Annotated in this window: 22 protein-coding genes and 1 tRNA gene; 19 read left to right on the top strand and 4 right to left on the bottom strand. The window is 47.2% G+C overall.

What is annotated here, in order from left to right; all coding sequences use genetic code 11:
• The first annotated feature begins 44 nt into the window (after nt 1–44).
• The 16 genes from rlmN (at nt 45) to trhA (ending at nt 16,653) form a co-directional block, all read left to right on the top strand.
• The gene (gene rlmN, locus ACO0K4_RS10645; RefSeq protein WP_422956592.1) at nt 45–1,202 is read left to right on the top strand and encodes a 23S rRNA (adenine(2503)-C(2))-methyltransferase RlmN; all 1,158 of its coding nucleotides are present in this window, start codon (nt 45–47) and stop codon (nt 1,200–1,202) included.
• Entirely contained in the window at nt 1,199–1,999 is an 801-nt protein-coding gene (gene pilW / locus ACO0K4_RS10650; RefSeq protein ID WP_422956593.1) for a type IV pilus biogenesis/stability protein PilW, read from the top strand. Before rlmN ends, pilW begins: the two co-directional genes overlap by 4 nt.
• On the top strand, nt 1,992–3,044 hold the full coding sequence (locus ACO0K4_RS10655; RefSeq protein WP_422956594.1) for a helix-turn-helix domain-containing protein: 1,053 nt from the start codon (nt 1,992–1,994) through the stop codon (nt 3,042–3,044). Before pilW ends, ACO0K4_RS10655 begins: the two co-directional genes overlap by 8 nt.
• A gap of 5 nt (nt 3,045–3,049) precedes the next feature.
• Nucleotides 3,050–4,318, top strand: coding sequence for a flavodoxin-dependent (E)-4-hydroxy-3-methylbut-2-enyl-diphosphate synthase (gene ispG / locus ACO0K4_RS10660; protein ID WP_422956595.1), 1,269 nt, complete (start codon nt 3,050–3,052; stop codon nt 4,316–4,318).
• A gap of 24 nt (nt 4,319–4,342) precedes the next feature.
• On the top strand, nt 4,343–5,704 hold the full coding sequence (gene hisS, locus ACO0K4_RS10665) for a histidine--tRNA ligase (RefSeq protein WP_422956596.1): 1,362 nt from the start codon (nt 4,343–4,345) through the stop codon (nt 5,702–5,704).
• Nucleotides 5,705–5,715: 11 nt separating this feature from the next.
• A complete protein-coding gene (locus tag ACO0K4_RS10670) occupies nt 5,716–6,399 on the top strand; it encodes a YfgM family protein (RefSeq protein WP_422956597.1) in 684 nt (227 codons plus the stop codon).
• A gap of 12 nt (nt 6,400–6,411) precedes the next feature.
• On the top strand, nt 6,412–7,560 hold the full coding sequence (bamB, locus tag ACO0K4_RS10675; protein ID WP_422956598.1) for an outer membrane protein assembly factor BamB: 1,149 nt from the start codon (nt 6,412–6,414) through the stop codon (nt 7,558–7,560).
• Between the two features lie 8 nt (nt 7,561–7,568).
• Nucleotides 7,569–8,912 carry a ribosome biogenesis GTPase Der gene (der, locus tag ACO0K4_RS10680; RefSeq protein WP_422956599.1) on the top strand — a complete coding sequence of 448 codons (1,344 nt, stop codon included), beginning with the start codon at nt 7,569–7,571 and terminating at the stop codon, nt 8,910–8,912.
• 139 nt (nt 8,913–9,051) lie between these two features.
• Entirely contained in the window at nt 9,052–9,288 is a 237-nt protein-coding gene (gene hfq, locus ACO0K4_RS10685) for an RNA chaperone Hfq (protein ID WP_186946602.1), read from the top strand.
• A 38-nt stretch (nt 9,289–9,326) separates the two neighbouring features.
• On the top strand, nt 9,327–10,451 hold the full coding sequence (gene hflX, locus ACO0K4_RS10690) for a GTPase HflX (RefSeq protein ID WP_422956600.1): 1,125 nt from the start codon (nt 9,327–9,329) through the stop codon (nt 10,449–10,451).
• A gap of 52 nt (nt 10,452–10,503) precedes the next feature.
• Complete coding sequence (gene hflK / locus ACO0K4_RS10695) at nt 10,504–11,793, top strand: FtsH protease activity modulator HflK (protein ID WP_422956601.1); 1,290 nt, start codon at nt 10,504–10,506, stop codon at nt 11,791–11,793.
• On the top strand, nt 11,793–12,692 hold the full coding sequence (gene hflC / locus ACO0K4_RS10700) for a protease modulator HflC (protein WP_422956602.1): 900 nt from the start codon (nt 11,793–11,795) through the stop codon (nt 12,690–12,692). Before hflK ends, hflC begins: the two co-directional genes overlap by 1 nt.
• A gap of 112 nt (nt 12,693–12,804) precedes the next feature.
• Nucleotides 12,805–13,956: an ATP phosphoribosyltransferase regulatory subunit gene (locus tag ACO0K4_RS10705; protein WP_422956603.1), complete on the top strand. Its 1,152-nt coding sequence runs from the start codon at nt 12,805–12,807 to the stop codon at nt 13,954–13,956.
• 3 nt (nt 13,957–13,959) lie between these two features.
• Entirely contained in the window at nt 13,960–15,273 is a 1,314-nt protein-coding gene (locus tag ACO0K4_RS10710) for an adenylosuccinate synthase (protein WP_422956604.1), read from the top strand.
• A 36-nt stretch (nt 15,274–15,309) separates the two neighbouring features.
• Nucleotides 15,310–15,855: a phosphoribosyltransferase gene (locus ACO0K4_RS10715; RefSeq protein ID WP_422956605.1), complete on the top strand. Its 546-nt coding sequence runs from the start codon at nt 15,310–15,312 to the stop codon at nt 15,853–15,855.
• A gap of 180 nt (nt 15,856–16,035) precedes the next feature.
• A complete protein-coding gene (gene trhA / locus ACO0K4_RS10720) occupies nt 16,036–16,653 on the top strand; it encodes a PAQR family membrane homeostasis protein TrhA (RefSeq protein ID WP_422956606.1) in 618 nt (205 codons plus the stop codon).
• Nucleotides 16,654–16,909: 256 nt separating this feature from the next.
• On the opposite strand, the gene ACO0K4_RS10725 is transcribed toward trhA, so the two are convergent.
• Nucleotides 16,910–16,994, bottom strand: a tRNA-Leu gene (locus ACO0K4_RS10725).
• Between the two features lie 177 nt (nt 16,995–17,171).
• On the opposite strand from ACO0K4_RS10725, the gene rnr reads away from it, so the two are divergent.
• From rnr to cysE, 3 genes are all read left to right on the top strand, one after another.
• The gene (gene rnr / locus ACO0K4_RS10730; RefSeq protein ID WP_422956607.1) at nt 17,172–19,667 is read left to right on the top strand and encodes a ribonuclease R; all 2,496 of its coding nucleotides are present in this window, start codon (nt 17,172–17,174) and stop codon (nt 19,665–19,667) included.
• Between the two features lie 78 nt (nt 19,668–19,745).
• Nucleotides 19,746–20,486 (top strand): 23S rRNA (guanosine(2251)-2'-O)-methyltransferase RlmB, encoded by a 741-nt coding sequence (gene rlmB, locus ACO0K4_RS10735; protein ID WP_422956608.1) that lies wholly within the window; start codon nt 19,746–19,748, stop codon nt 20,484–20,486.
• A gap of 121 nt (nt 20,487–20,607) precedes the next feature.
• Nucleotides 20,608–21,354 (top strand): serine O-acetyltransferase, encoded by a 747-nt coding sequence (gene cysE / locus ACO0K4_RS10740; protein WP_422956609.1) that lies wholly within the window; start codon nt 20,608–20,610, stop codon nt 21,352–21,354.
• A gap of 231 nt (nt 21,355–21,585) precedes the next feature.
• On the opposite strand, the gene ACO0K4_RS10745 is transcribed toward cysE, so the two are convergent.
• From ACO0K4_RS10745 to ACO0K4_RS10755, 3 genes are read right to left on the bottom strand one after another with little or no spacing between them, the layout of a single operon-like run.
• Nucleotides 21,586–22,371 (bottom strand): UDP-2,3-diacylglucosamine diphosphatase, encoded by a 786-nt coding sequence (locus ACO0K4_RS10745; protein ID WP_422956610.1) that lies wholly within the window; start codon nt 22,369–22,371, stop codon nt 21,586–21,588.
• Nucleotides 22,372–22,399: 28 nt separating this feature from the next.
• Entirely contained in the window at nt 22,400–22,888 is a 489-nt protein-coding gene (locus tag ACO0K4_RS10750; RefSeq protein WP_422956611.1) for a peptidylprolyl isomerase, read from the bottom strand.
• Nucleotides 22,889–22,930: 42 nt separating this feature from the next.
• On the bottom strand, nt 22,931–23,593 hold the full coding sequence (locus ACO0K4_RS10755) for a peptidylprolyl isomerase (protein WP_422956612.1): 663 nt from the start codon (nt 23,591–23,593) through the stop codon (nt 22,931–22,933).
• Nucleotides 23,594–23,601 lie beyond the last annotated feature (8 nt).

Here is a 23,601-nt window from a genome sequence, read left to right on the forward strand (position 1 = left end):
TGTATTTGCCTGATTGCAGAGGCAAGGCGTGAAAGAAGATGTATATGACGGCACTCACCAATTTGTTGGATCTGGATCCTGCTCAACTTGTCGCTTATTGCGGTGAGCTGGGTGAGAAGCCGTTTCGTGCGAAACAATTGCAGCGCTGGATACACCAGTTTGGTGCTAGCAATTTTGAAGAGATGAGCGATCTCGCTAAATCTCTCCGTGAAAAATTATCAACACGCGCCTTTATTGCCGCTCCCGCCATTATCAGCGACCATACTTCAACGGATGGGACGCGTAAGTGGTTGTTGGATGTAGGGCAGGGTAACGCGGTTGAAACCGTATTTATTCCTGAAGAAAATCGCGGTACTTTGTGTATTTCTACCCAAGCTGGTTGTGCCGTGAATTGCCGCTTTTGTTCTACCGGCAAACAGGGTTTTAACCGTAATCTGAGTGTCGGCGAAATTATTGGTCAGTTGTGGATGGCTGAGTTTTTACTGCGTCAGACCAAGGGTATTTCGCCCGGGCCCAAGGGTGAACGTCAGATTACCAATGTTGTCATGATGGGGATGGGCGAGCCTCTGTTGAATTTTGAGCCTACTGTTACGGCTCTGCGTTTGATGCTGGATGACAATGCGTATGGCTTGTCACGTCGTCGTGTTACGTTGTCGACTAGTGGCGTAGTGCCCATGATTGATAAGTTGTCTCAAGAGTGTGCCGTGGCTTTGGCGGTGTCTTTGCATGCGTCGAATGACGCCCTCCGTGACAGCTTGATTCCTTTGAATAAAAAACATCCTTTGCAAGAGCTGATGGCCACATGCAAGCGCTATCTGGAATTCGCGCCACGTGATTTCATTACGTTTGAATATTGCATGCTGGATGGTGTCAATGATACGGATCAGCATGCCCGTGAATTGTTGCAGCTGGTTAAAAATGTGCCTTGCAAATTTAATTTGATTCCGTTTAATCCTTTCCCTGAGTCCGGTCTGAAGCGCTCGGCTAATCCGCGTATCAAGGCATTTGCTCAGGTGCTGATGGATGCAGGTCTGGTGACGACAATACGTAAAACGCGCGGCGATGACATCGATGCTGCATGCGGGCAGTTGGCAGGTGAAGTGCAGGATAGAACGCGTGTGCAAGAGCGCATGCAAAAAATGGCGGAATACCAAACCAAGTTCGGTAAAAATTTTGGCAAGATCGTGGAGATCACTCAGTGAAAATTTTTGGATTGCACTACCGTGTTTTATCTGGCGTGTTGTTGGCGCTGATTTTGTCCGCATGTGCAAGCAAAAAGCTTGAGGGATCATCGCAAGAATCGACACCTAGTCTGGAAAAGGCGGAGCTGCAGAAGCGAGCGGCAATCCGTATGCAACTGGCGATTGGCTACTATCAGCAAGGCCAGCAAAAGGTCGCACTGGATGAAATTCGCCAGGCCTTGCTGGTTGAGCCGGATCTGGTTGATGCATATAGCGTCAGAGCACTTATTTTTATGGATATGGGCGAAAAGCAATTAGCTGAAGATAATTTTCAGCATGCATTAAAGCTGGCGCCGAACAATTCAGATATTGCAAATAATTACGGATGGTTTCTCTGTAATAACGGGCATGAAAAACAGGCGATGCCGTATTTTGAGCGGGTCATTCAAGACTCTAGCTATCCTACTCCTGCCAAGGCCTTGAATAATGCCGGTGTTTGTAGTTTGCGCTTGAAGGACTTGGTCGCGGCCGAAAAATATTTCTTACTGGGTTTCCGTGCAGATCCGGCTAGCTTGACGATCAATGCCAATTTGTCCAAGGTGTACTACGACAGAGGCGAATATGAGAAGGCAAAATTTTACGTTAATCGTGTTCTGAAGGATGAGGTCTATGCAGCTGACGTCTTGTGGCTTGCGATTAAAGTAGAAAATAAACTCGGTGATCAGTCAGCCGTCAGCGGCCTAGGCACGCAATTGCGTCGACGTCATCCGAACTCCAAAGAATATTTACTATTCCAGCGCGGGGCTTTTGATGAGTGATGCAGGGTTGAATTTGTCAGTGGAACAATTGAATGCCTCTGCGGTTACCGAAGATTCCGAACAAAAAAGTCACGCTGACCCACAAACTGCGGGTGCGATGCTCACTACAGCAAGATTGCAAAAAGACTGGACTGTTCAGCAGGTTGCTGAACAATTGAAATTGTCTGCACGTCAGATTGTCGCTCTGGAAGCAAATCAGTTCGACACGTTGCCTAAAATGGTGATCGTCCGTGGCTTTATTCGCTCCTATGCTAAGTTGCTGAAGATTGACGCTGAGCCGATACTCGCAAAGTTACCTCAGGAATCGGCTGCTGCTGCCGATTTTCCTCATTTGCGACCAGCGTTGACGACGCCTTTTCTTGAGTCTAAGTTGCCCTTGATGGGGCGCCAGGATCCGACGAATAGCAAATATATTTGGGGTGCGGTTGTATTGGCGATATTGGCGGCGGGTTTTTTTGCCGTTCAAAAATTTGAGCATGCAGGGTTGATACAAAAATTGCTATCCCATCAGTTGACGACTGTGCCTGAAACTGTCGCTTCAAATGCCTCTGATTCGACAGAGGTGACGACAGTGCTGCCTGTCCTGCCAATTCGTGTTAGTGCTGAAAAGAATGTAGAAGTGGCTGTGAGTGCTGTGGACAAGGAGCCTGAAATATCCAGGCCAGCATCTGTGCCTGAGCTTATTGCAACCAACCCTGCGATGGTCCCACAGACTGTTGCGCAAGCAACGCCGCTGGTTGCTTCTGCAGCTAGTCAACCTGCATTGCCTGCGCCAGTCGCGAATAATTCTGCCGCATTGGAGCAGTCCGCCAATCTGATGAAATTTAAATTCCGCCAGGACTCCTGGATACAAATCAAGCGTGAAAATGGCACGGTCATCACATCGCATCTTGCCAAAGCAGGTACGGAAGAGAGCTTCGATGTAAAAGAAGCTTTGCAGATCAAAATTGGCAATGCTGCCGGCGTTGACGGTACATTGCGCGGAACGTCTTTGAATATTGCTGCGACTAAAGAAAGCAATGTTATTAATTTGAATGTGAAGTAAATAGTATGACGGTCTCTTTCTCTGTTATCTCATCTGGTCCTCTGTCTCGTCGTGTCAGTCGTTCTGCGAAAATTGTGTATGGCGCTCGTGAAGTAATAATCGGTGGCACTGCGCCTGTGGTGGTGCAGTCAATGACGAATACAGACACCGCGGATGTGATTGCTACAGCAATTCAAATTAAAGAACTTGCAAGAGCTGGTTCGGAGCTAGTGCGTATTACTGTCAATAATCCAGAAGCTGCAGCCGCTGTACCAGCGATACGTGCACAATTGGATAAAATGGAAATCGACGTGCCACTAGTGGGTGATTTTCACTATAACGGTCACACGCTCCTGAAAGACTTTCCTGAGTGCGCCAGAGCCTTATCCAAATACAGAATTAATCCAGGTAATGTCGGGCAGGGTGCCAAGCGGGATACACAATTTGCGCAAATGATAGAAATGGCCTGTTTCTATGATAAGCCTGTCCGGATTGGTGTTAATTGGGGTAGCCTGGATCAGGCTCTGCTGGCGCGCATCATGGATGAAAACGCGCAACGTGCCGACCCATGGAGCGCCCAAACTGTGATGTATGAGGCCTTAATTACTTCGGCAATCGAAAACGCACAACGTGCAGAAGAATTAGGCCTTGCAGGGGATAAAATTATTTTGTCTTGCAAAGTATCTGGCGTGCAAGATCTTGTTGCAGTGTACCGAGAGTTGTCTAAGCGCTGCGACTATCCGTTGCATCTGGGCTTAACTGAGGCTGGTATGGGAAGTAAGGGAATTGTCGCTTCAACCGCTGCCTTGTCGGTTTTGATGCAAGAGGGTATTGGCGACACAATACGAATTTCTCTGACACCTGAGCCAGGCGGTGATCGTTGCAAAGAGGTGATTGTCGGGCAGGAAATTTTGCAGACAATGGGCTTGCGTAAATTTACGCCTATGGTAATCGCATGTCCTGGTTGTGGCCGAACGACATCAACCGTTTTCCAAGAACTCGCAGATAGCATACAAACTTTTTTGCGTGATCAGATGCCCGTCTGGAAAAAGCAATATCCGGGCGTTGAGAATATGAACGTTGCTGTAATGGGATGTATCGTCAACGGTCCCGGCGAATCCAAGCACGCAAATATTGGCATTAGTTTGCCAGGCACAGGCGAGTCACCGGCAGCCCCGGTATTTATTGACGGTGCTAAGGCGATGACCTTGCGTGGGGAACGTATTTCAGAAGAGTTTCAGGCGATTGTCCTGGATTACGTAAAAAATAATTACACGCCAAAGACGGTGCTTTGAAAAATATTAATTAGGCAGTGAAGAATGTCAGAGAATAAAAAACCAGAAAAAATTGTCGGCGTTAAAGGCATGAATGACCTTTTGCCGACCGATGCCCCGTTGTGGGAGTTGTTTGAAAACACAGTGCAGTCGGTATTGAAAAGTTATGGCTTCCAGCAAATACGTACACCGATCGTTGAGCCAACAGCTTTGTTTGCACGCGGGCTTGGAGAGGTAACAGATATCGTCGAAAAAGAAATGTATTCATTTGAAGATGCAATGAATGGCGATAAGTTAACATTGCGTCCCGAGAATACTGCAGGCGTGGTACGTGCTGCGCTAGAGCACAACCTGACTTACGAAGGTCCAAAGCGTTTGTGGTATAACGGTCCGATGTTTCGCCACGAAAAGCCGCAACGCGGACGCTATCGTCAATTTCATCAAGTGGGTGCTGAAGCTTTAGGTTTTAGCGGTCCTGATATCGATGCTGAACTGATTATGATGTGTCAGCGCCTCTGGGATGATCTCGGCCTGCAAAATGTTCGTCTTGAACTTAATTCAATCGGTGATGCCCAAGAGCGTAATCTCCATCGCGCTGCGTTGATCGCGTATTTCGAGACTAACAAGGAATTGCTGGATGCTGAAGCTTTACGTCGTCTGCATAGCAATCCTTTACGTATTCTTGATACAAAAAATCCGGCAATGCAAGACATGGTAAATGCAGCCCCAAAATTGCTGGATTATCTGGGTGCTGAATCATTGGCGCACTTTGAAGGCGTGCAAACAATCTTGCGCGATAACAGTATTCCTTTCACGATTAACACTCGCTTAGTCCGTGGAATGGATTATTACAATCGGACGGTTTTCGAGTGGGTAACTGATCAGCTGGGATCGCAAGGTACGGTTTGCGCGGGCGGCAGGTATGATTCTTTATTCGGTATTTTTGGTGGTAAGCCCACACCTGCGTGCGGCTTTGCGATGGGTATTGAGCGCTTGCTGGAATTGATGAAAGAATCTGGTGAGGCTCATGCACCTGCACAATGCGACGTCTATCTTGTACATCAGGGAATTGCAGCCCAGGCGCAATCTTTTGTTTTGGGGGAGCGTTTGCGCGATGCGGGCTTAGATGTTGTGTTACATTGCGCAACGGCGAGCGGAGTAGGTAGTTTTAAATCGCAGATGAAGAAGGCTGACGCCAGTGGTGCCGCTTATGCTGTCATCATCGGAGAAGATGAAGCCGCAGCAAATACGATTGTCGTGAAAGCAATGCGCTCCAGCGATATGGAAAATAATCAGGTTAGTGTGCCTTTTGACACTGCAGTCGATTATTTAGTTGATCAAATTACAGGTGTTGACGATGCAGATCATTGCTGTGACGACCCGACACATATTCATATTCATCACTAGACTTACATAACATGGCATACGATCTCGAAGAACAAGAGCAACTAGACACGCTCAAAGCATGGTGGAAACAATACGGTAATCTGGTTACCTGGTTGCTGGTGATTGCATTGTCGGCATACGCTGCGTGGGCTGGATGGACCAGCTACCAGCGCAATCAGTCGAATCAGGCATCGCAACTCTATGATGAAATGCAGAAGGCTGTTCAGGCCAAAGATAATGCCAAAGTACAGCGTGCGGCAAACGATCTTGTTGAGAAGTTTGCTAAAACACCTTATGCAGCAATGTCGGCACTGACTGCTGCTAAAAGCGCCTTTGATGCAAATGATGTCAAGGTCGCCAAGACTCAATTACATTGGGTTGTTGATCACAGTAGCGTTGATGAATACAAGAGTATTGCCAAGATTCGTCTTGCAGGTCTCGCTTTAGATGAAAAAGCTTACGATGAGGGTTTGTCACTGTTGTCTGGCGAGTTCCCTGCGGAATTTGCTGGCGACGTTGCTGACAGGAAGGGCGATATTTATCTGGCTCAGAATAAAACGGTTGAAGCGCGTGCAGCTTTCCAAACTGCACTGGATAAACTCAAAGAAAAAAATCCTGGTCGTCAATTGATTCAATTGAAACTGGATGCTCTTGGTGGTGCCGAAGCAAAAGTGGCGCGCACTACTAGCGCTGCAAGCAATTCCACAAGCAAATAATAGGAGTAGTTCATGCGTTTTTCTGGCAAATTGCTGGCTTCATTAACGTTGCTTACACTGGCGGGTTGCTCATCGCTGAATCCGTTTGCAAGCAAGGCGGAAACAAAAAATGTTCCTGCAGCACTACAAGATTTTAAAATCAGTATGGCGGTAAAAACACTGTGGTCGAGCCCGGTTGGTGCAGCAGGAGACAGCGTGTTTACCCCGATCCAGATTGGTTCTGATGTATACGCTGCGGCCGCTGATGGTTCTGTCGTTAAATTAGATGCAGCAAGCGGACGTCAGATATGGCGTGTGAATGCCGGTGCAGGACTGACTGCCGGTGTAGGAGCGAGCGCAACGACAGTAGCTGTTGTCGGAAAAAAAGGTGTGTTGTTTGCGTATGACACAAGCGGAAATTTACGTTGGAAAGCTCAGGCATCAAGTGAAGTATTAGCATCGCCTGCGGTAGCGAAAGATGTAGTTGTCATTAGAAGTATCGACAATAAAATCGCGGCGTATGATATCGAAACTGGTGTGAAAAAATGGTCAGTTGAGCGTCCGTTACCTATCCTGACTTTGCGTATTATTCCTGGTATTGCGATTGCAGAACCAGCTGCGATTGTCGCTTTGCCGGGTGGGAAGCTCGCTTCTTTTTCTCTGAATAACGGTGGTTTGCGTTGGGAGGTAGCTGCGGCAGATCCTAAGGGGGCAACTGAGCTAGAGCGTATTGTTGATGTCTCAGGCACGCCTGTGGTTGCCGGTACGGATGTGTGTGTTGTTGCATATCAAGGACGTGTCGGTTGCTACGATATTGCAACAGGTACTTCACGCTGGGCAAAGAATTTATCTAGCGAAGTTGGCGTGAGTGTCGATGAGCGCTTCGTCTTTGCCGCAGACAATGCGGGTGCGGTTTCCGCTTATGCCCGTTCCACCGGAACCAGCGCATGGCGTAATGACAAATTAGCGTTCCGTCGCCTGTCAGCACCTATTTCTTTTGGTCGATCTGTCGCCGTTGGTGACGGTTCTGGCTTTGTCCATTTTCTCTCAAGAGAAGATGGTTCTTTTATCGGTCGTGTTAGTACCGATGGCAGTCCTGTTCTTGCCGCGCCGATTGTGGCTGGCTCGAATTTGATTGTTCAAACCAAATCTGGGGCAGTGGTTGCGTTGGCAACCGAGTAATACTAAAAATGAAGCCGGTTATTGCACTTATAGGTCGACCTAATGTCGGCAAATCCACGCTGTTCAATCGGCTTACACGTTCTCGCGACGCACTCGTAGCAGATTTGCCTGGCTTAACCAGAGACAGGCATTATGGCGAAGGTCGTATGGGAGAGCGACCATTTTTGGTGATCGATACAGGTGGTTTTGAGCCTGTCGCCAAAGAAGGCATCATGCACGAAATGGCGAAGCAAACTAAGCAAGCTGTCGCCGAAGCTGATGTGGTTATTTTTATCGTTGATGGTCGTCAGGGTTTGACGCCGCATGATAAAACCATTACTGATTTTTTACGTAAATCAGGCCGCTCAGTCATGTTGGTGGTCAACAAAGCTGAGGGCATGAAGTATAGTTCGGTTACTGCTGATTTTTATGAACTTGGACTAGGTGATCCTTATGTCATTTCAGCAGCGCATGGCGATGGCGTTCTTGACCTGGTAGATGAATCACTCAATATCGCTTTCGCTCAACGCCCACCGGAGTTGGAAGAGCCGGATGATGTTGTCAGGGGCATCAAAATTGCGATAGTCGGCCGTCCCAATGTTGGTAAATCCACTTTGGTTAACACTTTGCTGGGTGAAGATCGCGTCATCGCATTCGACATGCCTGGTACCACGCGTGACTCAATTGAGATTCCTTTTGAGCGTGATGGCAAGCACTACACGTTAATTGATACTGCAGGTATTCGCCGTCGTGGCAAAGTGTTCGAGGCGATCGAGAAGTTTTCTGTAGTGAAAACTCTGCAATCGGTCTCCGAAGCGAACGTGGTTTTGCTGTTATTAGATGCTCAGCAGGATATTTCTGAGCAGGATGCGCACATTGCTGGCTTTATTCTGGAGTCTGGACGTGCTCTCGTAGTCGGCGTCAATAAGTGGGATGGCCTCCAAAGCGATCGTCGTGATGAGATTAAGCTCGACATTGAGCGTAAATTGAATTTCCTGACCTTTGCGAAATTTCACTTTATTTCAGCATTAAAGTCGACAGGTATCGCACCTTTGTTGAAGTCAATTGATGCAGCTTATGCTGCGGCAATGGCGAATTTATCTACGCCGAAACTGACACGTGCTTTGATTGAAGCTGTTGAACATCAGCAGCCAAAACGCAAAGGATCAATTCGTCCGAAGCTGCGCTATGCGCATCAGGGCGGTCAAAATCCGCCGATTATCGTGATTCACGGGAATGCTCTGGATTCAATCGGTGATGTATATAAACGCTATCTGGAAAAACATTTCCGTGAAACGTTTTCCTTGACGGGAACACCATTGCGTATTGAAATGAGATCAGGAAAAAATCCATTCTCAAAATCCGAAAAATAAAATTCATCCGGATGCTGTAAGTTGTTTCATGCAGCATCTTTGAAAATAGATTACAGTTACAAGGTAATCAACTATTGGGACTCTTGAACTTTTGCAATGTGTCCCCAACTCCTGATCACAACAACATATTGGAGCTGTTATGAGTAATAAAGGGCAACTTTTACAAGACCCGTTCTTAAACGCACTTCGTAAAGAACACATTCCTGTATCCATCTATCTCGTGAATGGTATTAAATTGCAGGGTCATATTGAGTCATTTGATCAGTATGTCGTCTTGTTACGTAATACCGTGACACAAATGGTCTATAAACATGCCATTTCTACTGTTGTTCCTGCTCGTGCAGTCAGCATCAACACTGAATCAGAAGCCGAGTAAATTTCCAGGCGGTTATTTTTGAAAAAATATTGTTTTCTATGCGCGCCGCATTAATTGGCGTGGACTTCGGCAAAGATGATTTCGCCGCAAGTTTAGAAGAACTCTCTCTGCTCTCCCAATCTGCGGGAGCAGAGCCGATCACAACCATCACTTGTAAGCGTTCCAGCCCGGATGCCGCACTGTTCGTCGGTTCTGGTAAGGCGGATGAAATTGCTGATGCAATTCGAGACGCTCAGCTTGATATCGCAATCTTTAATCATGCATTGTCTCCGGCTCAGCAAAGAAATTTGGAGCGCCATCTAAAGACCAGAGTGGTTGACAGAACTAGTTTAATTCTCGATATTTTTGCTCAACGTGCTCACAGCCACGAGGGTAAAGTGCAGGTTGAACTCGCACAGTTGCAGCATCTGGCAACGCGATTAATTCGTGGCTGGACCCATCTTGAACGGCAAAAAGGGGGGATTGGCTTACGTGGTCCGGGTGAAACTCAGTTAGAGACAGATCGTCGTTTGTTAGGTGAGCGAGTCAAGGCCTTAAAGGCAAAAATGGAGAAGCTGCACAAACAGCGTGAAACTCAACGACGCTCGCGCGGACGAAGCAACACTTTTTCTGTTTCTTTGGTTGGTTATACGAACGCCGGCAAGTCAACTCTGTTTAATGCGCTGACAAAAGCCGGTACCTACGCAGCGAATCAGTTGTTTGCAACTCTTGATACTACGTCGCGTCGCCTGTACCTTGGTGACGCAGGTAATGTTGTTGTATCTGACACCGTTGGATTCATCCGGGAATTGCCTCACCAATTAGTTGCTGCATTTCGTGCAACCCTGGAAGAAACGATTCATGCAGATCTATTGCTCCATGTAGTTGATGCGAGTAGTCCAGTGCGACTTGATCAGATTCAACAGGTCAATCAGGTGTTGAAGGAAATTGGGGCTGATCATATTCCCCAGCTTCTGGTATGGAACAAGATTGATCTTGCAGGCTTAGAACCGAATTTAGAGCTCGGTGAGTATGATAAAATCCAAAGAGTTTTTCTGAGTGCACAAACCGGTGCCGGGATGGATTTGTTGCGGCACGCAGTGGCAGAGTTAGCGAAGTCAGATGCATCAAAAAGAATTAAGACACCGCAAGTTGCTGAATTGGACGATGCGCGTTTTGCTTAAGTTCTGAACTTTATTAGTAGTTCAACTCACTATTTCAATGGATAGCGACAGAATGCTGGTTTCACTTCTAAAAAGAATTGGTTTAACTATGTCTTTGAACGACCCTCAATGGGGACGCGGTTCGCAAAACAATAACCAGAACGGAAAAAAGCCGCCCGAAGGTCCCCCTGATATTGATCAGCTATGGCGCGATTTTAGCGAGCGTGTCAGTCGTTTATTCGGGCAAAAAAATGGCGATAACAACGATGGCGGCGGCGGGTTTACTCCTGACGCAGCCGGGGCAAAATTGGGCGTAGGAATTGTTATTGCGGTTCTGGCATTCATCTGGCTTGTTAGCGGATTCTTCATTGTCCAGGAAGGTCAGACTGGTGTAATTACAACATTTGGCAAATACAGTCACTCTACAATGTCAGGATTCAACTGGCGTTGGCCCTATCCTATTCAGGCGCATGAAATAGTTGATGTATCTCAGGTTCGGACAGTCGAAGTTGGCTATCGCTCGAACGTAAAAAACAAGCAGCCTAAAGAGGCTTTGATGTTAACTGATGATGAAAATATCATCGATATTCAATTTGCCGTGCAGTACAAACTCAAGAGCGCTTCTGACTGGTTATTCAATAATCGAGATCAGGAAGAAATGATACGACAGGTTGCGGAGACAGCAATTCGTGAAATTGTTGGCAAGAGTAAGATGGATTTTGTCCTGTATGAGGGGCGTGATAAGGTCGTTCAGGATGTCAGTGTTTTAATGCAGCAAATTCTCGAACGTTACCAGGCTGGAGTTCAGATAGCAAATGTGACTATGCAGGGCGTGCAGCCACCAGAGCAAGTGCAGGCAGCATTTGATGATGCGGTAAAAGCGGGGCAGGATAAAGAACGTCAAAAAAATGAAGGACAAGCATACGCAAATCAAGTGATTCCAATCGCCAGAGGTGAGGCGTCGCGCATGTTGCAAGAGTCTGAGGCGTATCAGTCGAGAATCGTCGCAACCGCTGAAGGTAATGCCTCTCGTTTTAAACAAGTATTGGCTGAGTATCAAAAAGCGCCTGCTGTGACACGTGATCGTATGTATCTGGAAACGATGCAACAAATTTTCTCCAGCACGACGAAAGTGATGATGGATGCAAAAGCGGGGAATAACATGATTTATCTCCCCCTAGATAAATTGGTTCCTGGCACGGAAGCTTCCACTACAGGCAAAGCAGTCCCGTCATCCACTACGACGACGCCAGCAGCACCTACACCGCCAGCGACAGAGCAAATTCCTACTGTTGAATTACGATATAGTAAAGACGGCAGATCCCGCGATAGCCGTGACTCCCGTGATCGGGAGGTACGATAATGAATAAACTATTTTCTTCTTTATTTGCAGTTGTCTTGGCAATTATTGCAGCGTACTCAACGATTTTTGTCGTTGATCAAAAATCGTATGCGATAGTATTTGCTCTAGGCGAGATGAAAGCAGTTATTAGTGAGCCTGGTTTGCACTTTAAATTGCCTCCACCATTTCAAAATGTTTTGTTCCTTGATAAGCGTATTTTGACGATTGATACGCCCGATGCCGATCGTTTTATCACGGCAGAGAAGAAAAATATTTTGGTCGATGCCTATGTCAAATGGCATATCACAGATCCTAAACTATACTTTGTGAGCTTCAAGGGTGACGAGGGGAAGGCGCGTGATCGCCTGTCTCAAATAGTGAAAGCTGCTTTAAATGATGAAATTACCAAACGTACTGTGCGTGAGGTTATTTCTGGTGAGCGTGGAAAAGTGATGGAAGCTATCCGCAAAAAAGTCACAGAAGAAGCGAAGCAGATTGGTGTAGAAATTGTTGACGTGCGCTTAAAACGCGTTGATTACGTCGAACAAATTAATAATTCTGTTTATGATCGCATGAAGGCTGAACGCACTCGTGTGGCAAATGAGTTGCGCTCCACTGGCTCTGCTGACTCTGAAAAAATCAGGGCAGATGCAGATAAACAAAGAATCGTGATTTTGGCAGAAGCGTATAAAGAAGCGGAAAAAATGCGTGGCGCCGGTGACGCAGAGGCTTCACAAATTTATGCCCAGGCATTTGGCCAAAATCCGGAATTCTATAAATTTTATAGAAGCCTTGAGGCTTATCGTGCAAGCTTCAAAACAAAGAATGATGTGATGGTCGTAGATCCTAATTCTGAGTTCTTTAAATACTTTAAATCACCTGGTGCAGGCACTACTACCAGTGCTGGAAAATCTAAGTAGTAAGTAGCTTTACATATACAACGTAGGTTGCGTTATTTGTAAAAATAGCGCGCCTACGTTTGTCACGTATAAAGTTTGATTATTTGTTGTTTTTGTTTTTGATTGCAAGCTCATGCCAAATTGGCTCTTACCTGAAAATATTGCGGATGTTTTGCCATCCGAGGCACGCAAGATCGAGGAATTGCGACGCGTATTGCTGGATAACTTCCGGCTCTATGGCTATGAGATGGTGATGCCACCTCTGCTTGAATACATAGAATCCTTGCTCAGTGGTGCAGGGCAGGACATGGATTTACGGACTTTTAAGCTGGTCGATCAATTGTCTGGCCGTACTATGGGTGTCAGGGCCGATATGACGACACAAGTGGCGCGTATCGACGCACATTTGTTGAATCGCGCATCTGTTACACGTTTGTGTTATGCCGGTAGTGTTCTCCATACACGCCCGTCTGGCCTGCATGCTACACGTGAGCCAATTCAAATCGGTGCAGAAATCTACGGCCATGCCGGATTGGAGGCCGACGCTGAAATTCAGGAACTGGTGCTGGCTTCGCTGGCTTTGGCTAATATTTCGGAGGTCAGATTAGATCTTTGCCATGTTGGTGTACTAAGATCTTTGCTGGAGAGCGACCCTCTGGCGAAAAAACATGAATCGAGTTTGTTTGCTTTATTGGAATCTAAAGATTTGCCTGCTTTAGAGCAAATTTCTCAAGATTTCAATCCTGTTGTCAGGCAGGCATTGCTTGAGTTGCCAAGGCTGTATGGTGATGTAGCCGTCATTGCGCGTGCGCGCCAGGTACTGCCGTCAATCACAGGCATTACTACCGCACTGGATGAGTTGGACTATCTGGTTAAACTAGCCGGCAATGCTAAAGTAACGATAGATTTAGCGGATTTACGAGGCTATCATTACCACAGTGGCGTGATGTTCAATGCATTTGTTCCCGGTCTGCCGAATGCCGTTGCACGCGGTGGTCGTTATGATCACGTCGGTGAGGCGTTTGGTCGTGCTCGTCCAGCCACAGGTTTTTCACTGGACTTGCGTGAATTGGCACGTTTGATGCCATCCGCTGAGCGTAAAGATGCGATTCTGGCACCCTGGAGCCAGGATCCTGCTTTGCGTCAAAAAATTAGTGAGCTGCGTCAAAGTGGAGAGGTTGTTATTCAAAGTTTGCCAGGTCATGAGAGCGAACAGGACGAATTTGACTGCAATAGGGCAGTCGCATTTGATGGTAGTCAATGGATTATTAAAAGCGTAGGTTAAGTGATGTCTCAAAATAAAATCGCAAAAAATGTCGTTGTTATTGGTACTCAATGGGGCGACGAGGGTAAAGGGAAAATTGTTGACTGGCTGACGGATCATGCGCAAGGTGTGGTGCGCTTTCAGGGTGGTCACAATGCGGGTCATACATTGGTGATCGGCGGTCAAAAAACGGCGTTGCAATTGATTCCGTCAGGCATTATGCGAGCAGGTACTGCTTGCTATATCGGGAATGGTGTTGTGCTATCCGTCCCGGATCTTTTGCGTGAAATTGACAAGCTGCAGGCAAATGGTGTTGAGGTAGTGTCTCGGCTGAAAATCTCAGAAGCATGTCCAATCATTTTGCCTTATCACACTGCTCTGGATGCGGCACGTGAGGCGGCTCGTGGTGCAGGAAAAATCGGCACTACGGGCAAAGGTATTGGTCCTGCCTACGAAGATAAAGTTGCTCGTCGCGCCATTCGCGTTGCGGATTTGTTGAATGCAGAACGCTTTGCTGAAAAATTAAAAGAGAATCTTGACTACCATAATTTCGTTTTGACGAATTATCTGAAGGCGCCTGCCGTTGATTTCCAGAAAACACTGGACGACGCTCTGGCAAATGTACCGCGTATTCGCCCTATGGTTGCCGATGTATCGAGTGATCTTTATGCAGCCTACAAAAACGGCGCTAGTCTATTGTTTGAGGGCGCACAAGGTAGTTTGCTGGACGTTGATCATGGTACTTACCCGTTCGTGACATCCAGTAACTGCGTAGCTGGTAACGCTGCCGCTGGTTCTGGTGTCGGTCCCAATATGCTTCATTATATTTTGGGAATTACTAAAGCCTATACGACGCGCGTTGGTTCCGGTCCATTCCCATCAGAATTGCCGACAGATCAGGGTGTGGGCAAACATCTCGCAAGTATAGGTCATGAGTTTGGTACTGTGACTGGCCGTGCGCGCCGTTGCGGTTGGTTTGATGCAGCATTGTTGAAGCGCTCGGTTCAGATTAATGGTGTTTCTGGTATGTGTCTGACGAAGCTTGATGTGTTAGATGGTCTGGAAACCTTGAAACTGTGTACGGGTTACACCGTAGATGGTAAAGCGGTAGACATCTTTCCGGTCGGCGCAGAAGAGGCCGCCCGTTGTGTACCGGTCTACGAAGAGATGCCAGGTTGGACAGAGACAACAGTTGGCGCAAAAACGATGGATGCATTGCCATTGAATGCACGTAACTATATCAAGCGTATTGAAACTCTGGTTGGTGTACCTGTTGATATGGTGTCAACGGGCCCGGATCGTGAAGAAACCATTGTTTTGCGTCATCCATTTCTATAAATAATTTATACAATCAATAAGGCTAGGGGAAGTAACATGACGTTGCCAGCTTCAACAGAAAAAGACCTTTGGGTTTCTTGGGATGCGTATCATCGCTCCATTGAGCAGTTGGCTTTGAAGGTATATGAGTCCGGCTGGAAGTTTGATCAGATTTTATGTCTGGCGCGCGGTGGCCTGCGTCCGGGTGATATTTTTTCTCGTATTTTTGATGTGCCGTTAGCGATTCTTTCCACCAGCTCTTATCGTGAAGATGCTGGTACGGTTCAAGGGCAATTGGATATCGGAAAATACATTTCAACGACTAAGGGTACATTGCAAGGCCGTGTGCTCGTCGTTGATGATTTGGTTGACTCTGGCGTCACATTGGAAAAAGTTCTGCATCATTTACGTGAGAATTTCCCGGGTGTGACAGAGGCAAAATCCGCAGTCATCTGGTATAAAGCATGCTCGTCGGTAGAGCCGGATTTTTATCTCGATTATTTAGCAAGTAATCCCTGGATACATCAACCATTTGAAGAGTACGACAGTATTCGACCGCATCAATTAAATGCCTGGTCAAAAAAGGGCGAAACGAAAGAATAATAGATACGGGAGCAGAGAAATTTGCTCCCGTTTTTTATTTTATGGATGATAAAAACCGTGTTGCTCTTTTGATCGGCATCTTCGACTCCAAATAAGTTTAAGTGCTGTTTAACTATGGTGTTTTATCGTTGTATTGAGTCTCGAAAATAAGATGGAATTTCTTTAAAAGGTGATTTTGACATGCATTACGGTGAACGTTTTAACAGTATTACCCATACCGTAGGTGCGGCTCTGGCGATCATAGGTGGTGCAGTATTAATTGTTTTTGCTGCAAAGTCGGGAGATCCCTGGAAGATCGTCAGCTTCAGTATTTACGTAGTGTCCTTACTGATTCTTTATCTTGCTTCTACGCTGTATCACAGTCTGCGGGGGGCTGCCAAAGATGTGTTTCGTAAGTTCGATTATTGCGCCATCTATCTACTGATTGCGGGTAGCTATACGCCTTTTACACTGGTCACGATGCGAGGCTCCTGGGGATGGACACTTTTTGGTGTGGTGTGGGGCCTGGCCTTGATTGGAATTGTTCAGGAGCTCTGGTTTGCTAAAGGAGCTCGTATTTCATCATTGATTATTTATATGATGATGGGCTGGCTTGCGATTATTGGCGTGAAACCTTTGCTTGCAGCCTTGGGTGTGTCCGGGTTTAGCTGGCTTGCTGCCGGGGGCTTGTTTTACACGTTGGGGATAGGATTTTATGCGACGGATCATAAAGTCAAACACGGTCATGGGGTCTGGCATCTTTTTGTCTTGGCCGGCAGTGTGTGCCATTACATTGCTGTCTTATTTTATGTTGCTTGAGCCAATGATGCATGTAGAAATATTTTTATATGTTGTGACGCAAAGGTGTCATATTCATTCCATAGAATAGGTGTATCTACGGACGTGAGTAGGATTAATGATCAGCCAGTATCGAGGTCACAGTTCTCTAGGGCTATCTGGCTAAAATTAAACTGACGTGCGGATCTTTAACAAAGAATGACGTAGAATTTAATTGAACGAAGTGGATTTGATAGCAAAAAGCCTCGTTGACGAATCAACGAGGCTTACAATGCTGTGGTGCCCACGGAGGGACTCGAACCCCCACACCCGAAGGCACATGGACCTGAACCATGCGCGTCTACCAATTCCGCCACGTGGGCAGCGAAGACCATGATTATAGAGCATTCAGTAAAATTGTCAACTCTTCGGCGGGTCCTTAGTATTTTGATTCGGAGTAATGTTAGGCAATTAGCTTGCTCTCCGGTAAACTAGATGGGGGTGTAGACTGATATTGTTACACTCAATTTTTAACAACAAAAAGAAAAGAAATTCACCTTTTGAATAAACATTCATATCCCATTCCCAGCCGCGAGGAAATTCTCGGCATCCTGCGCACATCGAGCACTAAGCAAAAAGTGGAAACGATTGCAGGCAAACTAGGCGTAAAACCTGAGGAGCTTGATGGCATGGTGCGACGATTGAACGCGATGGAAAGAGATGGTCAGGTCAAGCAGGATAAGTCAGGCAATTACACCCTTGCCAATCAAGATAATTTTATTTCCGGTCGTGTCAGCAGTCATCGCGATGGCTATGGCTTTTTGACACCCGACGATGGTAGTGAAGACTTGTTTTTGCCTGAGCGAGAAATGCAGCGCGTGTTGCATGGCGATAGAGTCACAGCGCGTGTTGTCGGTACTGACCGGCGCGGTCGTCTAGAGGGTGGCATTATCGAAATCCTTGAGCGTGCCAATACCCATATCATTGGGCGCCTGCTCAATGAAAACGGTGTCTGGATCGTTGCTCCGGAAGACAAGCGGTTTAGCCAGGATATTTTGCTTGCTGGTTCTCCAGGTAAAGCAAAATCAGGTCAGGTCGTCAGCGTAGAATTGACGGAGCAGCCGACCAAATATGCGCAAGCGGTTGGCCATATCGTTGAGGTGCTTGGTGATGTCGACGACCCTGGAATGGAAATCGAAATTGCGGTCAGAAAATTCGGTGTCCCTCATGAATTTTCAGAGGCAGCAAAAAAAGCAGCAGCTAAATTACCGTCCGAGATCCGTGACGCAGATCTGGTGGATCGTGTTGATTTGCGTGATGTGCCATTGGTCACCATTGATGGGGAAGACGCCCGTGATTTTGATGATGCTGTTTATTGTGAAACAATAAAAATTGGACGTACAAAAGGCTATCGACTGATCGTTGCGATTGCTGATGTCAGTCATTATGTCAAGCCAAACGATGCTCTCGACGGCGATGCTTTATTACGTAGCACCTCAGTGTATTTTCCGCGCCGGGTTATACCGATGTTGCCGGAAAAACTGTCTAACGGCCTGTGCTCTTTAAATCCCGATGTGGATCGCCTGACTCTGGTATGCGATATGGTGATTTCGCTCGATGGCGAAGTGACAGCATATCAATTTTATCCATCCGTTATTCATTCCGCTGCGCGTTTCACCTATACCGAAGTCGCTGCTATTTTAGGAAATACGAAAGGTCCTGAGGCGAACAAGCGTTTGCCTCTTGTGCCGCATCTGCTGGATTTGTATGACTGCTTTCATACCTTGTTGAAAGCTCGTCACCGTCGCGGCGCAATCGATTTTGAGACAACTGAAACCTATATTGTTTGTAACGCAGCGGGAAAAATTGAAAAAATCCTGCCACGTACTCGCAATGATGCCCATAAGCTGATTGAGGAATGTATGCTGGCCGCTAATGTGTGCGCTGCCAATTTGCTGGAGACTTATAAGCAGCCAGGTACTTACCGTATCCATGCAGGACCAACAAAAGAGAAATTAACTCAGGTCCGCAATTTCCTGAAGCAAGTTGGTTTATATCTGAACGGTGGCGACAAGCCCTCCGCATCTGATTACGCTGAGTTGATGACCAAAATCAAAGGGCGCCCTGACGCGAGCCTGCTGCAGACTATGCTGCTGCGTTCAATGCAGCAAGCAGTATACAGTCCGGATAATATTGGTCACTTTGGCTTGTCTTATGAGGCTTATGCGCATTTCACCAGTCCGATACGACGTTACCCCGATCTGTTGACTCATCGGGCGATTAAGGCAATTTTGCAAGGCAAGAAATACGAGCCTAAAGGCATTGATACCAGCTTGCTCAATACAACTGTATCGAATGCTGCGCGCAAGCAGCAGATTCTCGATAAAGCAGCGGGCAAAAAACCAAAATCTGAACAGGATCTGACTATCTGGGATGCGCTGGGGGTGCATTGCTCCGCCAATGAGCGCAGGGCGGATGAGGCGTCACGCGACGTTGAAGCCTGGCTCAAATGCTATTTCATCAGAAATAAACTCGGCGAGGAGTTCACCGGCACTATTTCTGGCGTGACGCAATTTGGTATTTTTGTGCAGCTTGATGAGATTTATATCGAGGGCCTGGTACACATTACCGAGTTAGGCGCGGATTATTTTCAGTTTGACGATGCTCGCCATGAATTGCGCGGTGAGCGCACCGGTAAGCGCTACCAATTGACCGATCGTGTGACAGTTCAGGTCAGTCGTGTCGATCTGGATGCGCGTAAAATTGATCTGGCAATCGTGCAGCCAAGTGGTCTGAGACCGGCAACAGGTGCAGATCTGCGAGAGCAGAATATTGGCGGCGGACGCATTGCTGCAACTAAAGCTGGCGCCACTAAAGGTAATGCGAAATCGAAAAAGGTTGTTGCTAAATCCGGTTCTCAGCCAGTAGTGAAATCAGGCGCAAAAATAGTTTCTGTAAAAACGCCGGCAGCACCTGCAAAAGCGCGTCGTGCGAAGCAGGAAACCACAGAGCGTCCATCGCGTGCCGCATCCCGGTCCGGCAAGAAAAAGCGATAACAGGCAATAACAGACAATAAAGACGTGCTGAACGTACAGTGTTAACAGGTAGTTTTAGATAGTGAAGTAAAGTAAATAATGAAAAATAAAATGATTTTTGGCTTCCATGCCGTCACCTCACGCATCCGTCATGAGGCATCGTCGGTGGAAGAAATTTATGTCGATTCTTCTCGCGTCGATGGACGCATGAAGGATTTGATCAGCGCAGCAAAATCAGCAGGCGTGCGCATCATCCCCGCAGATGATCAGCGCTTGTCGAGTATCGTCGGTACTCGTCGCCATCAAGGTGTGGTGGCGAAGGCTGGCGAGTTGTCTCTGGCACGCAATCTTGATGAATTGCTGGATGCAATCGAAGGTCCGCCGCTCTTGTTGATACTGGATGGCATTACCGACCCTCACAATCTTGGCGCATGTCTGCGTGTCGCCGACGGTGTTGGTGCGCATGCCGTGATTGCCCCTAAGGACCGCGCTGTAGGACTCAACGCTACTGCCGCTAAAGTCGCTAGTGGTGCCGCTGAAACGGTTCCCTACATCACTGTGACTAACCTTGCGCGCACGCTGCGTGAGCTCAAGGAGCGAGATATTTTTCTGGTGGGCACTTCAGATGATGTAGATCAAACGATTTATGATGTTGATTTTAAAGGCGGCATCGCTATTGTGATGGGGTCTGAAGGCGAGGGGATGCGTCGCTTGACCAGAGAGACCTGCGATCAGCTGGTGAGTATTCCTATGTTTGGTTCGGTTGAAAGTCTGAACGTGTCTGTAGCCTCAGGCGTCTGTCTTTACGAGGCGCGCCGTCAGCGACTTCCCCGTCCTTAATTTAATCCGTCTGAATATCATCTTGGCGCTAGCCTTGTCGCCAGCAGATTTTTGCTGAACGCGCTAAGATGCACTTCCTTAAGTAGTTTTCATTGTTCGCTTCTCTTTCCTTTATCACTCCATGTTTAGTCGTTTGCGCGAAGATATCGCCAATATCATCCAACGAGATCCTGCTGCCCGCAATACGTGGGAAGTTATCACTTGTTACCCTGGGTTCCATGCAATTTTGATGCATGGCTGGGCGCAGTGGTGCTGGAGTCATGGCTTTAAATGGCTGGGGCGGTTTATCTCGCATCTGGCGCGTATCTTTACCGGAATTGAAATTCATCCCGGAGCTACGATAGGGCGCCGGGTATTTATCGATCATGGCTTTGGCGTTGTGATCGGTGAGACAGCAGAGATTGGTGACGACTGTACGATTTATCAGGGAGTGACGTTGGGTGGAACCTCTTTATCTAAGGGCGCCAAGCGTCACCCGACCCTGGAACAGGGCGTGATAGTCGGAGCCGGTGCTAAAGTGCTGGGCGGCTTTACGATCGGTGCCGGTGCGAAGATAGGATCAAATTCGGTCGTCGTCAAACCTGTGCCCGCCGGTGCGACCGCCGTAGGTAACCCTGCCCACATCGTGAAAAAGGAAGCCGACGCACAGTCTGAAGCGACGGCGAATTTATTCAGCGCGTATGGTGTAACGTCGAATGGCGATGATCCTATTTCTAAAGTCTTGCATAAGCTGATCGATCATGCCGCGTCACAGCAAGAGCAAATAGAAAAATTGACCGCAGCGATTGCGACGGCAGGTATCGCATGTGAAGCCCAGTTATTGGCAGAAAAGCTGAATCCTGAGCAGATCAATAGTCTGGTTGATTAAGGGTAAATATTCAAACGGCAAGCACGGGCGAATCCGAGGTGCTACGTGGCATCGGTGCAATCACCGGTAGCACTTACGCCAAAAGTGGTATTTGTCCGTGATCTGGCTCTTACGCAGACTCATTTAAACCAAATAAAAAGACATACTCCCCATTATGAGTTGGAAATATGCCTTTTGTCCGTACTGTTTTATTAGTGCGAAAAAATATACTGGTCAGGAGTATGTAAATTATTAGACGATGAATGGTATGCCATCCACATCAAATCGAGTGAGTTGGCCATCCTCGTATAATGCCAGCCATCCTCCTCGCTTTTCCTCAGCATCGCACTCCCAATCTGGCAGAACATAGCGGACTCCTAACTCATGAGTATGAATTGCTGGCCTGTGGGTATGGCCGTGTATTATCATTTCAGCATTGCTGTCTGAAAATAGCTGATGGATCGCTTCAGAATTCACATCCATGATTGCGGCAGTCTTGTTCTGCTGTTCCATCTTGCTATCTTGCCGCATCCCTTCAATCATCGCTGTACGCTCGTCTAAAGGCATGCTGAGAAACTGATTTTTCCAGGCGGGCTGACGCACTTGGTTGCGAAACGCGATGTAATCAAGGTCATCGGTACATTGCTGGTCACCGTGTGCAAGCAGGATTTTTTTTCCATTGATCACGATTGTACTTGGGTCTGGCAGAAGGCTGGCGCCAGTTGCTTTGGCAAATTGCTCACCAACTAAAAAATCACGATTGCCCGCGATCCAGTAGAGTTGAGTCCCGGTGTCGCTGACTGCTCGTAAAGCGCTGATGACCGTCTGATTGAATGGCGTATCGATCGCGTCGTCACCTGCCCAATACTCAAATAGATCGCCTAAGAGAAATAACTGTCTGGCTTGTTTGCCGTGCTGATGCAGAAAGTTGAAAAAGGCGGTCACTGTGTTTGGCAGTGATGCACGTAAATGTACGTCAGAAACAAAAAGCGCAACCAGTGCTGGTTGCGCTTTCGCGTGCTTGTGTTGATCAATCACTGTTATTTCGTTCTTTTCAATAGCGGAATTAAACGACTTCAGCTTTTTCGATTACCACATTCTCAACTGGCACGTCCTGGAACATGCCAGTGCGCGTGGTCTTGACGGATTTGATTTTATCGACGATTTCTTTACCCTCTGATACTGCACCAAAAACACAGTAACCCCAGCCGTCTTGACCTGGATAGTCAAGGAAGCTGTTGTTTGTTGTATTGATGAAAAACTGTGCTGATGCTGAGTGTGGGTCGCCAGTGCGTGCCATGGCGATTGAATACCGTTGATTTTTTAAGCCATTTTTTGCTTCGTTTTCAATCGGCGCATTCGTCGCTTTTTGCTTCATCCCTGGTTCGAAACCGCCACCTTGAATCATGAATCCGTCAATCACACGATGAAAGATGGTGCCATTGTAGTGACCTGCTTCCACATAGGCGATGAAGTTGGCGACAGTTTTAGGTGCTTTATCGGCGTCGAGTTCGATGGTGATGTTGCCATGGTTAGTGGTGAGAATAACGGCCATGATAATCCTTGAAGAAGTGAAGAAAATTGATGTAATTGTATATTATTTAAGTAACTTGGCTGATTCAATAATGACAGCTTTGTTCGGGACGTTTTGCATCATTCCCGACTCGCTTGTTTCGACTGCTTTAATCTTTTCTACGACATCCATTCCTTTGATCACTTTGCCAAATGGTGTGTAGCCAGCTGTTGCCAGCAGGGCTTGTGTACGCGGCGCAGTAATGACATTGCCTCTGCGCTCATACTGTACAGGATCGCCTTCTGGCAATACTTGATGATTCAGAAAGTCATTGTCATTTACATTGATAAAAAATTGTGCAGTTGCCGAATTCGGATCATTCGTACGCGCCATTGCAACGGTGCCAAGCTCATTTTTTAAACCATGCTCAAGCGCGTATTTCGCTTCTAATGCAATCGGCTTACCAGTCGATTTTTCTTTCATGTTTTTATCAAAGCCACCGCCCTGAATCATGAAATTATCAATGACACGATGGAATATCGTGCCGTTGTAATGCCCGGTTTTAACGTAGCGGAGGAAGTTTTCAACCGTTTTCGGGGCGGCTTCGGGATGCAGCTCAAGTACGATTTCGCCCAGATTAGTTTTGAGTGCCACTTTAGGTAAGTCTTCCGACCAGGCGACAGATGTACTGAATAGCATGGCTGTACTGGCGAACAGGGTGATGATGTGGCGACGGGTCAGTGACATAGTTTTCC

Source organism: Undibacterium sp. RuTC16W (genome assembly GCF_049339445.1).
Classification (GTDB): Bacteria; Pseudomonadota; Gammaproteobacteria; order Burkholderiales; family Burkholderiaceae_D; genus Undibacterium.

What these genes read in the sequence shown, in the direction of transcription:
- rlmN (WP_422956592.1), top strand. Translation starts at nt 45, where the DNA reads ATGACGGCACTCACCAATTTGTTGGATCTGGATCCTGCTCAACTTGTC.
- ACO0K4_RS10655 (WP_422956594.1), top strand. Translation starts at nt 1,992, where the DNA reads ATGAGTGATGCAGGGTTGAATTTGTCAGTGGAACAATTGAATGCCTCT.
- ispG (WP_422956595.1), top strand. Translation starts at nt 3,050, where the DNA reads ATGACGGTCTCTTTCTCTGTTATCTCATCTGGTCCTCTGTCTCGTCGT.
- hisS (WP_422956596.1), top strand. Translation starts at nt 4,343, where the DNA reads ATGTCAGAGAATAAAAAACCAGAAAAAATTGTCGGCGTTAAAGGCATG.
- ACO0K4_RS10670 (WP_422956597.1), top strand. Translation starts at nt 5,716, where the DNA reads ATGGCATACGATCTCGAAGAACAAGAGCAACTAGACACGCTCAAAGCA.
- bamB (WP_422956598.1), top strand. Translation starts at nt 6,412, where the DNA reads ATGCGTTTTTCTGGCAAATTGCTGGCTTCATTAACGTTGCTTACACTG.
- der (WP_422956599.1), top strand. Translation starts at nt 7,569, where the DNA reads ATGAAGCCGGTTATTGCACTTATAGGTCGACCTAATGTCGGCAAATCC.
- hfq (WP_186946602.1), top strand. Translation starts at nt 9,052, where the DNA reads ATGAGTAATAAAGGGCAACTTTTACAAGACCCGTTCTTAAACGCACTT.
- hflX (WP_422956600.1), top strand. Translation starts at nt 9,327, where the DNA reads ATGCGCGCCGCATTAATTGGCGTGGACTTCGGCAAAGATGATTTCGCC.
- hflK (WP_422956601.1), top strand. Translation starts at nt 10,504, where the DNA reads ATGCTGGTTTCACTTCTAAAAAGAATTGGTTTAACTATGTCTTTGAAC.
- hflC (WP_422956602.1), top strand. Translation starts at nt 11,793, where the DNA reads ATGAATAAACTATTTTCTTCTTTATTTGCAGTTGTCTTGGCAATTATT.
- ACO0K4_RS10705 (WP_422956603.1), top strand. Translation starts at nt 12,805, where the DNA reads ATGCCAAATTGGCTCTTACCTGAAAATATTGCGGATGTTTTGCCATCC.
- ACO0K4_RS10710 (WP_422956604.1), top strand. Translation starts at nt 13,960, where the DNA reads ATGTCTCAAAATAAAATCGCAAAAAATGTCGTTGTTATTGGTACTCAA.
- ACO0K4_RS10715 (WP_422956605.1), top strand. Translation starts at nt 15,310, where the DNA reads ATGACGTTGCCAGCTTCAACAGAAAAAGACCTTTGGGTTTCTTGGGAT.
- trhA (WP_422956606.1), top strand. Translation starts at nt 16,036, where the DNA reads ATGCATTACGGTGAACGTTTTAACAGTATTACCCATACCGTAGGTGCG.
- rlmB (WP_422956608.1), top strand. Translation starts at nt 19,746, where the DNA reads ATGAAAAATAAAATGATTTTTGGCTTCCATGCCGTCACCTCACGCATC.
- cysE (WP_422956609.1), top strand. Translation starts at nt 20,608, where the DNA reads ATGTTTAGTCGTTTGCGCGAAGATATCGCCAATATCATCCAACGAGAT.
- ACO0K4_RS10750 (WP_422956611.1), bottom strand. Translation starts at nt 22,888, where the DNA reads ATGGCCGTTATTCTCACCACTAACCATGGCAACATCACCATCGAACTC.
- ACO0K4_RS10755 (WP_422956612.1), bottom strand. Translation starts at nt 23,593, where the DNA reads ATGTCACTGACCCGTCGCCACATCATCACCCTGTTCGCCAGTACAGCC.